The sequence below is a fragment of the Pseudomonas sp. ASL4 genome (assembly GCF_056680395.1).
The window spans coordinates 963,156-977,318 of record NZ_CM155280.1; the positions used below are offsets into that span (position 1 = coordinate 963,156).

General features: G+C 60.5%; 13 protein-coding genes. 10 read left to right on the forward strand and 3 right to left on the reverse strand.

Translation table 11 applies throughout. The features are described 5' to 3' along the window. The first annotated feature begins 62 nt into the window (after positions 1-62). Positions 63-767, forward strand: a complete 705-nt coding sequence (locus tag AC1MEW_RS04200) for a fimbria/pilus chaperone family protein (RefSeq protein WP_201255315.1) — start codon at positions 63-65, stop codon at positions 765-767. After that, positions 767-3,211 carry a fimbria/pilus outer membrane usher protein gene (locus AC1MEW_RS04205; RefSeq protein ID WP_480425488.1) on the forward strand — a complete coding sequence of 815 codons (2,445 nt, stop codon included), beginning with the start codon at positions 767-769 and terminating at the stop codon, positions 3,209-3,211. The genes AC1MEW_RS04200 and AC1MEW_RS04205 overlap by 1 nt, the downstream gene beginning before the upstream one ends. A 21-nt stretch (positions 3,212-3,232) precedes the next feature. Here AC1MEW_RS04205 and AC1MEW_RS04210 read toward each other — a convergent pair whose 3' ends face one another. After that, positions 3,233-4,660 carry an aminotransferase-like domain-containing protein gene (locus AC1MEW_RS04210; protein WP_201255313.1) on the reverse strand — a complete coding sequence of 476 codons (1,428 nt, stop codon included), beginning with the start codon at positions 4,658-4,660 and terminating at the stop codon, positions 3,233-3,235. Between the two features lie 178 nt (positions 4,661-4,838). Between AC1MEW_RS04210 and AC1MEW_RS04215 the strand changes: the two genes are divergently transcribed. Continuing rightward, a complete protein-coding gene (locus tag AC1MEW_RS04215) occupies positions 4,839-5,084 on the forward strand; it encodes a DUF1127 domain-containing protein (protein ID WP_201198899.1) in 246 nt (81 codons plus the stop codon). A 136-nt stretch (positions 5,085-5,220) separates the two neighbouring features. On the opposite strand, the gene AC1MEW_RS04220 is transcribed toward AC1MEW_RS04215, so the two are convergent. Continuing rightward, positions 5,221-6,534, reverse strand: coding sequence for an NAD(P)/FAD-dependent oxidoreductase (locus AC1MEW_RS04220; RefSeq protein ID WP_201198897.1), 1,314 nt, complete (start codon positions 6,532-6,534; stop codon positions 5,221-5,223). A 147-nt stretch (positions 6,535-6,681) separates the two neighbouring features. On the opposite strand from AC1MEW_RS04220, the gene AC1MEW_RS04225 reads away from it, so the two are divergent. After that, positions 6,682-7,035, forward strand: coding sequence for a YkgJ family cysteine cluster protein (locus tag AC1MEW_RS04225; protein ID WP_201198895.1), 354 nt, complete (start codon positions 6,682-6,684; stop codon positions 7,033-7,035). Positions 7,036-7,158: 123 nt separating this feature from the next. Here AC1MEW_RS04225 and AC1MEW_RS04230 read toward each other — a convergent pair whose 3' ends face one another. Beyond that, the gene (locus AC1MEW_RS04230) at positions 7,159-7,647 is read right to left on the reverse strand and encodes an Lrp/AsnC ligand binding domain-containing protein (RefSeq protein WP_003177284.1); all 489 of its coding nucleotides are present in this window, start codon (positions 7,645-7,647) and stop codon (positions 7,159-7,161) included. Positions 7,648-7,803: 156 nt separating this feature from the next. On the opposite strand from AC1MEW_RS04230, the gene dadA reads away from it, so the two are divergent. From dadA to AC1MEW_RS04260, 6 genes are all read left to right on the forward strand, one after another. After that, complete coding sequence (gene dadA, locus AC1MEW_RS04235) at positions 7,804-9,108, forward strand: D-amino acid dehydrogenase (RefSeq protein WP_201198893.1); 1,305 nt, start codon at positions 7,804-7,806, stop codon at positions 9,106-9,108. After that, positions 9,080-9,433 carry a RidA family protein gene (locus AC1MEW_RS04240; protein WP_201198887.1) on the forward strand — a complete coding sequence of 118 codons (354 nt, stop codon included), beginning with the start codon at positions 9,080-9,082 and terminating at the stop codon, positions 9,431-9,433. Before dadA ends, AC1MEW_RS04240 begins: the two co-directional genes overlap by 29 nt. A gap of 109 nt (positions 9,434-9,542) precedes the next feature. Further along, positions 9,543-10,616, forward strand: coding sequence for an alanine racemase (gene alr / locus AC1MEW_RS04245; RefSeq protein ID WP_480425490.1), 1,074 nt, complete (start codon positions 9,543-9,545; stop codon positions 10,614-10,616). Positions 10,617-10,745: 129 nt separating this feature from the next. Further along, on the forward strand, positions 10,746-11,294 hold the full coding sequence (locus tag AC1MEW_RS04250; protein WP_047226150.1) for a cupin domain-containing protein: 549 nt from the start codon (positions 10,746-10,748) through the stop codon (positions 11,292-11,294). 181 nt (positions 11,295-11,475) lie between these two features. Further along, a complete protein-coding gene (locus tag AC1MEW_RS04255) occupies positions 11,476-11,892 on the forward strand; it encodes a c-type cytochrome (RefSeq protein ID WP_201198885.1) in 417 nt (138 codons plus the stop codon). Positions 11,893-12,166: 274 nt separating this feature from the next. Then, positions 12,167-14,089, forward strand: coding sequence for an acetyl-CoA hydrolase/transferase C-terminal domain-containing protein (locus AC1MEW_RS04260; protein WP_480425491.1), 1,923 nt, complete (start codon positions 12,167-12,169; stop codon positions 14,087-14,089). The last annotated feature ends 74 nt before the right edge of the window (positions 14,090-14,163 follow it).

Consider the following 14,163-nt stretch of genomic DNA (forward strand, 5'->3'; position numbering starts at 1 on the left):
GCGTCACGGGCATCGGTCGAAGCTGCGTTTGCGGCGTCGGTCGATGCCTCCTGGAGAACCTCATGCATTCCCTGAAACCCTCGCAGGTGCTCGGCGCCGTCGCCGCGTTGTGCCTGTCGTTTACGCACGTGAGCCTGCATGCCGCCGGCATGGTCCCGGAAACGCCGGTCGTAGTGATCGATCAGGCGTTGGGCGAGGCCATGCTCAACGTCAGAAACTCTGATGAGCTGCCAGCGTTGCTCTACAGCTCCATCGAACATATTGCCGAGGATGACGAACCGCTGCTGGTGCTGAACCCGCCAGTGGCGCGGGTCGAGCCCGGCAAGAGCCAGCAAGTGCGGTTTATTATGACCAGTACCAAGCCGCTGGAAACCGAGCGGCTCAAACGCGTGGTGTTCGAGGGCATCAAGCCCCGGCAAGACGCGAATGGCGCCCATGTCAGCCTGGGCGTGCGGCAAAACATTCCGGTCATTTTGCGTCCGGCCAATCTGCCCGTGGATCGCATGCCATGGAAGCAATTGGTCTGGTCGGTCGCCGGCAACCAGATCAAGGTGAGTAACCCGAGCCCGTATGTGGTGAGGTTGGCGAAATCCGCGAATCTGATCCCCGGCGGCGCCACTCTCGATCTGGGGCGCACCTACGTTCTGCCCGGCGAGGTCTTGACCCTGGCCGCGTCCTCGACGCTGGGCACCCATGTCCGACTGTTTCCTGCGACGACTTACGGCTTTGCGGTGGACAGTTACGATGCGCCGCTGAGCTTGCCGTAGTGCTTCGTTGCAGCGTTGCCCGTCGACTTTCGCTTCGTTTGGTCAGTGGCATTGTCCTGGTCATCGTGACCCTGGAAAAAGCCTGGGGCGAGACGTTCACCGAGTTCGATGGCTCGGTGCTTGAGGCGCGGGGTATTGACCCGGGTGTCGCCGAACATTTCCGCGCCGCGCCACGTTTTCAGGCCGGTCGCAGCCGAGTGCTCTTGCAGGTCAATGGCACGACGTCGGGGCAAGTGTTGGCGACGTTTGATGAGCAAGGGCAGCTGTGCCTTGACGCTAACCTGCTCGATCACGCTGCCATTGTCGCCCCCCCGGATGTGCCCGAACGTGCCGATGTTGCGCAGTGTTTGCGGGCTGTCGATGCCTTGTTCGGAGCGCAAGTGCGACTTGATCCGGGCCTGCAGCAGGTGTCGTTGCTAGTGCCCACCGATTTACTGCTCACGCGGGGTCCCCGGCAAAGGTCCTGGGTCTCGGGGGGCGCGGCGGGTTTGCTGAACTATGACGCGCTGGTGGTCTCAAGCTCGACTCAGGGGCAATCCAGCCAATTTCGGAACCTGGGTACCGAACTGGGGTTCAACGCAGGGGACTGGGTGGTGCGCAGCCGGCAAAACTACACCTCGTTTGATGGCGTGGAGCGCTTCGAACACCTGTATACCCAGGCCTCTCACACCCTGGAGCGCTACCAGGCTACGGTGCAACTGGGCCAGCTCAACATGAACTCACCGCTGTTCGCCGGGGAGCCATTTACCGGTGTGCAGATCCTGCCGGAAACGGCCCTGGCTCGACGCAGTAGCGAAGGTCTGGGGACCGGGACGGCGGTCGAAGGGTTGGCCTTTTCGCCTTCGCGTGTCGAGGTGCGTCAGAGCGGTGTGGTGATTTACACCACCGTGGTTCCCGCGGGGCCGTTTACGCTCCGTGACTTACCGTTGCTCAGCTATCAGTTAGACATCGAGGTCACTGTTTTTGAAGAGAATGGGGAGCAGCGGCAAATCCGCGTTCCGGCCGCCAACCTACGCCCCGCCACGGTAGGCGCCCAGCCCGGCTATGTTTTTTCGGCGGGCAAGGTTCGACGATTCACCTTTGATGATCGACCTGCACCGACTTTTCTGGCCGCGAGCAAAGACTGGCAATGGGCGACAGACACTCGGTTCAGCTCCGGGCTGATGGGTGCCAGCGACTATCAGTCCCTGGGCTGGGGCGTGCAGCACGCGTTGGCTCGCGGGACTGTGGCGAGTTTTCAACATTTGAGTTCGCGCACGCCAGCGTCGGCGAGTGGTCAGGAACTTCAAGCGACCTTCAGCACAACGTTAGGCCAGAGTTGGTCCGCTAGCTTGACGATGAGCCAGCGTAATGAGGGGTTTCGAACCCTCGCAGACACCGGGCTAGAGGCGCAGGCTCAGGACCCTTATGGCCGCGCCGAGCGTCAGTGGGGGGCTTCGTTAAGTCATTCCAGCCGACAATGGGGTGCGTTCACCGGGGCACTGTCGCGTTATGCCATGGATGAGGGCCAGGACCGTTCGCGGATCAGCGCATCCTGGTCGCGGGTCTTCTCAGGGGCCAATCTGTCGTTGAGCGTGCAGCACGAAAGCGGCGGCAACCTGCCCGGTGCACGCGGGACTGGCGCGTACGTCACCCTCGGTTTGCCGCTGGGGAAAAACCGCCACGTGAACGCCTACAGCCGTCACGACAACGTGCGCGGGCTGCGCACCGGCGCCAGCTATAACGAGCAGGTCAGCGATACCCTGGCTTACCGCCTTGGTGCGGAACGTTCCAATACCGGTCAAATGGACATGAACGCGAGGCTCAGTGTGTTGCCGCGTTACACCAGTGTCGACCTCGGTTATTCCCGTAGCGGCGCTGGTGCTACGAGCTACGACCTCGCGCTGCGCGGTGGCCTGGCCATTCATGATGAGGGCCTGACACCGTCACCCTATCCGCTGCGTGACACCTTTGGCCTGCTCAAGGTTGGCGATGCTGCCGGGATAAAGGTCAGCACGCCGCAAGGCCCGGTCTGGACGGATGGCGGTGGGCGTGCAGTGGCTGCGAGCCTGCCGGCCTACCAGACCAGTCGTATCGAAATCGACACCGTCAGCCTGCCCCGTCACCTTGACGTGCTCAACGGCTATCAAGAGGTCGAGGCCGGGCATGGCGCAGTTCCGCGACTGGACTTCAGCGTGGGCTCGGTACGCCGGTTGATGCTCCACGTTCGTACAGCCGAGGGTGACTGGGTGCCCAAAGGCGCATCGGTTTTTGGTGACCAGGGCGAGTACCTGACCAGCGTGGTGGACGCCGGCCTGGTGTACCTGGCCGATGCACCTGACAAGGTTCGGTTGCAGGTGTTGCTGACCGATGACCAGCCCTGCCATCTGGAACTCGACACCGCCGCGCTTCCTGAAGCATCCATGCCTTACGAAACCGTCGAGGTGGTGTGCCGGGCGGGATAGACGACGCTCATTCAGTCTTCATCAGTCGGCGAGCGTCTCCGCCAAGAGTTTGATTGCCGCGGCGCCGACCTTGCGCACCGCGTCTTCGACCTGCGGTGTCGGCTTGGCGGCGTAGTTCATCCGCAGGCAATTTCGGTACTTGCCCGAGGCCGAAAAGATGCTGCCGACGGCAATCTGTACGCCTTGATCGTGCAGCGCACGATTCAGTTTCAACGTGTCGAAGCCTTCCGGCAGCTCGACCCACAGCATGAAACTGCCCTGGGGTCGACTGGCCCGGGTGCCGGCGGGGAAGTAGCGCGTGACCCAATCGATCATCACATCGCGATTGCGTTGGTACTGGGTGCGCATCCGCCGTAGATGCGGCTCGAAATGCCCGCCCTTGAGGAAGTCGGCGATGGCGATTTGGGCTTGCGGCGCCGTGGAGCCGGTGCTGATGTATTTCATATGCAGCAACCGCTCAAGATAACGGCCGGGTGCCACCCAGCCGATGCGCAATCCCGGCGCCAGTGTCTTGGAAAAGGAGCTGCAAAGCAGGACACGGCCGTCTTCATCGAAAGATTTGATCGTGCGTGGACGCGGGTAGGTGTAGGCCAGTTCGCCATACACATCGTCTTCGATGATCGCCACATCGAACCGCTGTGCCAGGTTCAACAACGCGCGTTTACGCGCCTCCGGCATGATGTAGCCTAAGGGGTTGTTGCAGTTGGGGGTCAACTGTATGGCCTTGATCGGCCATTGTTCCAGGGCCAGTTCCAGCGCCTCGAGGCTGATGCCGGTGATCGGGTCGGTGGGGATTTCCAGGGCTTTCATGCCCAGGCCCTTGAGGGTTTGCATGGCGCCGTGAAAGCTTGGCGAATCCACCGCGACGATGTCGCCGGGCGAACAGATGGAGCGAATGCTGGTGGACAGGGCTTCGTGGCAACCGGTGGTCACCACCAAGTCGGCGGCGCTCAATTGGCAGCCGGAATCGAGCATCAGTCGGGCGATCTGTTCGCGCAGTTCGAGGTTGCCGTGGATGTTGTCGTAATACAGGCCGGGCATATCCTGGCGTCGACAGATCTGCGCGAGCCCGCGCAGCAGCGGTTTCATGGTCGGCGTGGTGATGTCTGGCATGCCGCGGCCCAGTTGCACCACGTCTTTGCGTGGCACGGCGCGGATCAATTCCAGCACCTGATCCCATTGGGAAATATCCACCGGGCGTTGCGCCGGACGGCCAACGGCGGGCAGTTCCGGCAGATCGCGGCTGACCGGCACGAAATAACCGGATTTGGGTTTCGGTGTCGCCAACCCGCCGTCTTCGAGCACCCGATAGGCCTGCTGCACCGTGCTCAGGCTGACCCCGTGTTCGACACTCAACGCCCGCACTGAGGGTAGCCGGTCGCCGGGACGATAGAAGCCCTGTTCGATACGCGTGCCGAGCAATTCGGCGAGATTGACGTAAAGGGTCATGGCACTGCCTCGATACAGGTGATTCGGTTAACCCATACAGATGGGGCAAAAATACAGGATTCAGAGGGCTGAACAGTAATCTGTATGGAATTAATACAGATGCTTTGAATCTGTAATGCTTTTTGTCGCCCACGCATCATGAAAGCTCTGGCTACCCAAGTAAACAGGAGCAATCAAAATGAACGGCTTGAGCGATGTGCGGCTGACGTTACACAGTCAGGAACTGACGGCAGGGCAAATCAACGGCACCCGTGAGGCGTGCCTGCGCAACGCGCCGTCCTGCCTTGGTCGCTGGGGTCTGTTCTGGCATCGTCTACACACGCGCCGGGTGTTGCTGAGCCTGTCCCCGGAGCAGCTCAGGGATGTCGGGTTGAGTCGGGAGCAGGCGTTGGAGGAGGGGCTTAAACCCTTCTGGAGGATCTGATAGCGGCGGTGTTCTTTCGGCCCATTCGCGAGCAAGCCCGCTCCCACAGGGGATCAGCGGTAGGCACGCATCTTGTGCGCGCCAGAGATCAAATGTGGGAGCGGGCTTGCTCGCGAAGGCGTCAGTAGTCGCGCTATCAAACCAACTCTTTAAGCCGATGCCACAACATCCCCAACGCCAACAATGGCGAACGCAAATGCTGGCCGCCGGGGAAGGTGATGTGCGGCACCTGGGCGAACAGATCAAACCCACCACTGTGCTGCCCGCTGATGGCTTCGGCCAGCAACTGGCCCGCCAAATGCGTGGCATTCACCCCGTGACCGGAATAGGCCTGGGCGTAATACACATTCGGCTGGTTCTTGAGCCGGCCGATCTGCGGCAGGCGATTGGCGCCGATGCCGATCATGCCACCCCATTGATAGTCGATCTTCACCCCGGCGAGTTGCGGGAACACCTCCAGCATCTTCGGCCGCATATACGCGGCGATGTCTTTCGGGTCTCGTCCTGAGTAATGGCAGGCCCCACCGAACAGCAAGCGTCGATCCGCCGAGAGTCGGTAGTAATCCAGTGCCACGCGCTGGTCGCAAACCGCCATGTTCTGCGGCAACAACGCGTGAGCCTGTGTTTCGCTCAACGGTTCGGTGGCGATGATGTAACTGCCGGCCGGCAGCACTTTGCCGCTGAGTTCGGGGTTGAGGTCATTGAGGTAAGCGTTGCAACCCAGTACCAGGGTCTTGGCGCGGACCGAGCCCTGGGCGGTGTGAACCTTCACTTCGGTGCCGTAATCGATGCGGGTGACCGCCGACTGTTCGAACAGTTTTGCCCCCAATTGCTGCGCGGCCGCCGCTTCGCCAAGCGCCAGGTTAAGCGGATGCAAATGCCCGGAGCCCATGTCGATCAAGCCACCCACGTAACGGTCGGAGCCGACCACCGAATGCATTTCATTGGCTTGCAGCAGTCGGGTTTCGTAGCGATAACCGAGGCCGCGCAGCTCTTCGGCATCTTCGGCAAAGCCTTCGAGGTCGCGGGGCTTGTTGGCGAGGTCGCAGTAGCCCCAGGTCAGATCGCAGGGGATCTGAAAACGCTCGACCCGTTGTCGGACGATTTCCACCGCTTCCAGGCCCATGAGTTTCATCTGACGCACGCCGTCGGCACCGATGATGTTGGCGAACTGATCAAGGCCATGGCCGACGCCACGAATCAATTGCCCGCCGTTACGCCCACTGGCCCCCCAGCCGATTTTGTGCGCTTCCAGCAGCACCACGCTGAGTCCGCGTTCAGCCAGTTCGAGCGCGGTGTTCAACCCGGAGAACCCGCCGCCGACCACGCACACATCCGCCATCAACTCGCCCTGAAGCCCCGGATGATCGGGCTGCGGCAGGCTGCTGGCGGCGTAATAAGAGGCGGCGTGGCGGTGATTCGGGGCCGGTTGCTGAACACGGGCGTTCATGTGCGTCATCCAGAGGCGTGTGTTTGAAAAAGTTGACGGAGCATAAGCCGGACCTTCCGGCACGGGCAACACTGGTCGGTTGCTGCTGTCTGGATCGGGGCTTTTGCGTCAGAATCCCGGTCTATTCCGCTTTTGGTCACCGCTTCGATGAGCTGCAACAGTCAGAAAATTCGTACCTTGCGCCAGCAGATCCCCTCGTTCGAGTGCGTGCCTGGCTGCCATGACTGCTGTGGGCCGGTGACCACTTCGCCGGAAGAAATGTCCCGTCTGCCGCGCAAGACCCGCGCCGAGCAGGATGCGGCGATGGATGAGTTGAACTGCGTGCACCTGGGGCCACAGGGCTGCACCGTGTATGACGAGCGGCCGCTGATCTGCCGATTGTTCGGCACCACCAAGACCTTGCCATGCCCCAATGGGCGCGGGCCGGTGGAGCTGATTCATCCGCGGGTGGAGAAGCAGATTCATGAGTACATGGCTTCGACGCGGCAGGTGTTGGTTTAACGGCCGCGTTCCTTCAGATGGACCGGGTCGACCCAATCGCGAGCAAGCTCGCTCCCACATGGACAGCGCTGTACTTGTGGGAGCGAGCTTGCTCGCGATGGCGTCCGTCCAGACGACTTGATCTCAATCCGGAATCGGCAAACTCAAACTCTCTTTCACCTCTTCCATCACGATGTAGCTCTTGGATTCGCGCACATGCGGCAGTTTGAGCAAGATATCGCCCAGCAATTTGCGATACGAAGCCATCTCCGAAATCCGCGCTTTCACCAGGTAGTCGAAATCCCCTGACACCAAATGGCACTCCAGCACGTGAGGCAGCTTCAGCACCGCGCGTCGGAACTCTTCGAAAGTATCGCCGGATTTGTAGTCGAGGCTGATCTCTACAAACACCAGCAGACTACCCTTGAGGTGCTGCGGGTTAAGCCGGGCGTTGTAGCCCATGATGATCCCTTCGCGCTCCAGTCGGCGAACCCGCTCGGTACAGGGCGTGGTCGACAGACCGACCTTTTCCCCCAGCTCGGTGAAGGAGATGCGCCCGTCCGCTTGCAGGATCCGCAGGATGTTGCGGTCGATCTTGTCCAGCTCACGTTTGGTCTGAGTATTGGTACGCATAGGGGATGCGCCTCCGTGAAAAGGGTTTTTGCCGAGAATTGTCGCCAAATATAGGCACTTATATAGTGAAAAGCACTGGCTAATCTTTTTTAAACTGCGCACATCTTCGGTCTGAACATCAAACGTCAGCGGTACGCCGCGATGAGGGACACAAAAATGCGCGTTATGGTCTTGGGTAGCGGCGTCATCGGTACCGCCAGTGCTTACTATCTGGCACGTGCCGGGTTTGAAGTGGTGGTCGTGGACCGTCAGCCGGCTGCCGCCATGGAGACCAGTTTCGCCAACGCCGGGCAAGTCTCCCCGGGTTATGCCTCGCCGTGGGCTGCGCCGGGCGTGCCGCTCAAGGCGATCAAGTGGTTGTTGCAGCGTCACGCGCCGCTGGCAATCAAGGCCACTGCCGACATCGACCAATATCTGTGGATGGCGCAGATGCTGCGCAACTGCACCGCCAATCGCTATGCGGTGAACAAGGAGCGCATGGTCCGTCTGTCCGAGTACAGCCGTGACTGCCTCGACGAATTGCGCGCCGAAACCGGCATCGCCTACGAAGGCCGCAGCCTCGGTACGACTCAACTGTTCCGCACCCAGGCTCAACTCGACGGCGCCGCGAAAGACATCGCCGTGCTCAAAGAGTCCGGCGTGCCGTTCGAACTGCTCGACCGCGCCGGTATTGCTCGCGTCGAACCGGCCTTGGCCAGCGTCACCGACATTCTTGCCGGTGCCTTGCGCCTGCCGAACGACCAGACCGGCGACTGCCAGATCTTCACCACCCGCCTGGCCGAAATGGCCGTGAAGCTGGGTGTGGAATTCCGCTACGGCCAGGACATTCAGCGCCTCGATCACGCCGGTGATCGCATCAACGGCGTGTGGATCGACGGCAAGCTGGAAACTGCTGACCGCTACGTCCTGGCACTCGGCAGCTACTCGCCGCAACTGCTCAAGCCGCTGGGCATCAAGGCACCGGTGTATCCGCTCAAGGGTTACTCCCTGACCGTGCCGATCACCAACCCGGCGATGGCCCCGACTTCGACTATTCTCGACGAAACCTACAAGGTCGCGATCACCCGTTTCGACAACCGTATCCGCGTCGGCGGCATGGCTGAAATAGCCGGTTTTGACCTGTCGCTGAACCCGCGTCGGCGCGAAACCCTGGAGATGATCGTCAACGACCTTTATCCTCAGGGCGGCGATCTGGCCCAGGCGAGTTTCTGGACCGGTTTGCGTCCGACCACACCGGACGGCACGCCGATCGTTGGTGCTACACCGTTCAGCAATCTGTTCCTGAACACTGGCCACGGTACGCTCGGTTGGACCATGGCCTGTGGTTCCGGTCGTTTGCTGGCTGACCTGATGGCGAAGAAAACCCCACAGATCAGCGCCGAAGGCCTCGATATTTCCCGTTACGGTCACAAAATCCAGGAGTCCGCAAAACATGGCAATCCAGCGCCAGCTCACCAATGAACGCATGAGTCAGATCGTTGCCCACAACGGTACTGTGTATCTGGCAGGGCAGGTCGGCGATGACATGAGCGCCGGGATTGAACAGCAGACCCGTGAAACCCTCGCCAACATCGAGCGTTTGCTTGATCTGGCCGGTACTGACAAGAGCCACATACTGTCGGTGACGATTTACCTGAAAGACATCGATGCGCACTTCGAAGGCATGAATTCGGTTTGGGACAAGTGGCTGCCAAAAGGCGTTGCCCCTGCTCGTGCCACCGTTGAGTCGAAGCTGTGCGAACCGCAAATCCTGGTTGAGCTGTCGGTGGTTGCCGCGCTGCCGTAACGCGCCGCAACTACCTGTTAGTAACGATCCCTCTCCCGGTGCTGTTGGCGGTTCACGCCGTCAGCCAGCGCCGGTTTTTATTCCCATGACCGCCTAGAAGTCTGCCGCCATGCGTCCTGCTCGTGCCCTGATCGACCTCCAAGCCCTGCGTCACAACTACCGAATCGCCCGTGAAATCACGGGGGCCAAGGCCCTCGCGGTAATCAAGGCCGATGCCTACGGCCATGGTGCGGTGCGTTGCGCCCAGGCGCTGGAAGCCGAGGCGGACGGGTTTGCGGTGGCGTGTATTGAAGAGGCGTTGGAGCTGCGCGCCGCGGGCATTCGTGCGCCGGTGTTGTTGCTGGAAGGTTTTTTCGAAGCCGATGAGCTGTCGCTGATCGTCGAGCATGACTTCTGGTGCGTGGTGCATTCGCTGTGGCAGCTCGAAGCGATCGAGAAAGCCGCGCTGAGCAAGCCGATCACGGTCTGGCTCAAGCTCGATTCGGGCATGCACCGGGTTGGCTTGCATCCGGCGGATTATCAGGCGGCTTACCAACGGCTGCTGGCCAGCGGCAAAGTCTCGAAGATCGTTTTGATGAGCCACTTCGCCCGGGCCGATGAATTGCACGAGCAGTCCAGTGCCGAACAGGTCGCTGTGTTCGAAGCGGCAAGCCAGGGTTTGTCCGCCGAGGTCAGCCTGCGTAACTCGCCGGCGGTACTCGGTTGGCCGCAGATTCCAAGCGATTGGGTGCGTCCGGGCATCATGCTCTACGGCGCCACGCCTTTCGAAGAAGCCAACGCTGTGGCCTCGCGCCTGCAACCGGTGATGACCCTCGAATCGAAAGTGATCTGCGTGCGCGAATTGCCGGCCGGCGAGCCGATCGGTTACGGCGCGAAATTCATCACGCCCAAGCCGATGCGCGTTGGTGTGGTAGCCATGGGTTACGCCGATGGCTACCCGCGTCAGGCACCGACTGGCACGCCGGTGATGGTCGCCGGGCAGCGTAGCCAGTTGATTGGCCGGGTCTCGATGGACATGCTTTGCATCGACCTGACCGATGTGCCGCAGGCCGGCCTCGGTTCCACCGTCGAGTTGTGGGGCAAAAACATCCTCGCCAGCGACGTGGCCGCCGCTGCCGACACCATTCCTTATCAGGTCTTCTGCAACCTGCGCCGGGTGCCACTGCTCTATTCCGGGTCTTGAGGCGAAGCACGCCACGCCGGAAGTCGCCTCGCTGAACAGGATTCAGGCCCAAGTGTTGTAAATACTGAACGCTGTCGCCATGATAACGCTCAATATTTCAACAACCCTGAATCCCTGGAGGCGCAAGCATTGGACGTCGGTGAACGACTGCAATCAATCCGTAAGCTCAAAGGCCTTTCGCAGCGTGAGCTCGCCAAACGCGCGGGTGTTACCAACAGCACGATTTCGATGATCGAGAAGAACAGCGTCAGCCCCTCGATCAGTTCGCTGCGCAAAGTGTTGGGCGGGATTCCCATGTCCATGGTCGAGTTCTTTTCCGAAGAGATCCTGCAGGAAAAACCGACTCAGATCGTCTACAAGGCCAACGAGCTGATCGATATTTCCGATGGCGCCGTGACCATGAAACTGGTCGGCCGGGCTCACCCGAGCCGGGCGATCGCCTTCCTCAATGAAATCTACCCGCCAGGCGCCGATACCGGTGACGAGATGCTCACCCACGAGGGCGAGGAAACCGGGATTCTGGTGGAAGGTCGGCTGGAATTGGTGGTCGGGGCTGAAACTTTTGTGCTCGAAGCCGGCGACAGCTACTACTTTGAAAGTACCAAGCCGCACCGTTTCCGGAATCCGTTCGACGCGCCGGCGCGACTAATCAGCGCAGCCACGCCGGCGAATTTCTAAGAAAAGAGGCGTCCTGCCAGCACTGCCGAGGCGCCCGAGCAGTTTTACACCGCACAACAAGACCCCTTCGACTTTGGGGTTGTTTCAGTGTGGCGGGCTTGCCGTTATACTTGCGCCCGCCTGCGAACCGTGGCCGCGGGCGTGAATAGCCACCATTGAGGGTGAACGCGTGAACCTAATTATGAAAATGCTGGCTGCACCAGCAACTGTATTGGCCCTATGGGCAGTGAGCGCACAAGCTTCTACCACCGACGACATCGCCAAGCGTCTTGAGCCCGTCGGCCAGGTCTGTGTAACAGGTCAAGAATGCAAAGGGATGGAAGTCGCTGCTTCGGTAGGCGGCGGCGCAGCGAAAACCCCTGATGAAATCATTGCCAAACATTGCAATGCTTGCCACGGCACCGGCCTGTTAGGCGCGCCGAAAATCGGTGATGCCGCAGACTGGAAAAAACGCGCCGATAAAGAAGGCGGCACCGCTGCTGGCTTGGCGAAGGTTGCGTTGGCAGGGCTCAATGCGATGCCACCAAAAGGCACCTGCAGTGACTGCGAAGTGAAAGATCTTGAAGGCGCCATCCAGAAGATGTCCGGCCTGAAATAAGCCCCATTTTCAGCAAAAAGCCGCTTACGAGCGGCTTTTTTGTGCCTGCTGTTTTGTCCTGAAGTGAATGAAGATCCCTTCTGGGAGCGGGCTTGCATCGCGAAGGGGCCCTGGCAGTTGCCATCATGCTGACGGACACACCGCTTTCGCGAACAAGCCCGCTCCCACAGGGGTCATCAGTGTTCGCATGATTTGGCTTCTGAGACTGTTCTTTGCAGCAAAGACCCGGCAAGCTCGGTCCAACCCCAATTCACGGAACGCGCGGGAGGATCAGATGGTGCAGTTATGTTCTATCGAGCAGGCGGTCGATGACGTACTGGCAAGGTTGCCGCTGCATATTCACATGGGCTTGCCCTTGGGTTTGGGTAAACCCAACCACTTCGTCAATGCGCTGTTCCAACGCATCGTGCAACTGCCCGAACGGCGGCTGACGATTTACACCGCGCTGTGCCTTGGTCGGCCTTCCTTGGGCGATGGCTTGCAAAAGCGCTTCCTCGAACCGTTTATCGAACGGGTCTTCGGCGACTATCCAGAGCTGGATTTCCTCGCCGATCTTCACAAAGATGACCTGCCAGCCAACATTCACGTCGAGCAATTCTTCATGCAACCGGGCAGCCTGCTGCACAGCGCCCAGGCCCAGCAGGATTACGTCAGCAGCAACTACAGCCACGCCGCCCGGGACATCAACGCCGCCGGCCTGAACCTGGTGGCGCAACTGGTGGCCAGCCATGCCGAACACCCGGACCACTTGAGCCTGAGTTGCAACCCGGACATCACCCTCGACCTGTTTCCGATGATCGCCAAACGCCGGGCGGCGGGGGAGACGGTGCTGATCGTCGGCCAGGTGCACAACGATTTGCCCTACATGCCGGGGGACGCCGAAATCGGCATCGACACCTTCGACTTGCTGATCGACGAGAAGGACAACACCACGCTGTTCTCCACGCCGAATATGCCGGTGGGTTTCCAGGACCACTTCATCGGTTTGCACGCCAGTGCGCTGGTACGCGACGGCGGCACCCTGCAAATCGGCATCGGTTCCATGGGTGATGCATTGACGGCGGCATTGCTGGCACGCCAGGCCGATAACGCCGGTTACCAGGCGTTGTTGGCGGACTTGAATCTGAGCCAATGGGCGCAGTTGATTGATCGCGAAGGTGGCGTCGAGCCGTTCGCCAAGGGCTTGTACGGTTGTAGCGAAATGTTCGTCAACGGTTTGCTGGTATTGGCCGATGCCGGGATCGTACGGCGCAAGGTCTACCCGGACGTGGCAACCCAGCAACAGGCCAACGACGGCACCCTCGATGAAGCCGCGCAAACCGACGGCATCTCGGTGCATGGCGGGTTCTTCCTCGGGCCGCGCAGTTTCTATGAGCGCCTGCGCGAGTTGCCCCAGAGCAAGCGCCTCGAATTCAACATGACCCGCATCAGCTACATCAACGAGCTCTACGGTCAGGAAGAACTCAAACGCTTGCAGCGCATCGATGCACGGTTCATCAACTCCGCGTTCACCGTGACCCTGATGGGCGCCGGTGTGGCGGATCAACTGGAAGACGGGCGGGTGCTCAGCGGTGTCGGCGGGCAGTACAACTTCGTTGCCCAGGGCCATGCGCTGGAAGGCGCGCGCTCGGTGCTGATCCTGCGCAGTTGGCGCGAGTCGGGCGGTGAGGTCAATTCGAACATCGTCTGGGAGTACGGCCACTGCACCATCCCGCGACACCTGCGGGACATCGTCGTCACCGAATACGGCATCGCCGACTTGCGGGGCAAGAACGATGCGGCGGTGATTGAGGCGCTGTTGAACATCAGCGATTCACGCTTCCAGCCGGGGCTGATCGAACAGGCTCAGGCCGTTGGCAAGTTGCCGAAGAATTTCCGGATTGATCCGAGGTTCACCGACAACAACCCTCAGCGCTTGCAGGCCATTCAGGCGCGGCACCCGAACCTGTTTCCGGAGTATCCGCTGGGGTGTGATTTCACTGATGTGGAACGGGATTTGTTACGGGCGCTGAACTGGTTGAAGAGCAAGTTCAAGCTGACCGAGATTCTGGAGCTGGGTAAGGCTGCGCTGGATGCGCCGCAGCCTTCGGAATTTCCCGGGCATTTGGAGCGGATGCAGCTGACCAACCCGGAAGGCTTGAAAGAGGATTTGTTTCAGCGTTTGCTGCTCACCGGCCTCAAAGCCACCGCGCAATAAATGCAAACAGAAATCAAATGTGGGAGCGGGCTTGCTCGCGAAGGCAGTGTGTCAGTCGACATCAACATTGACTG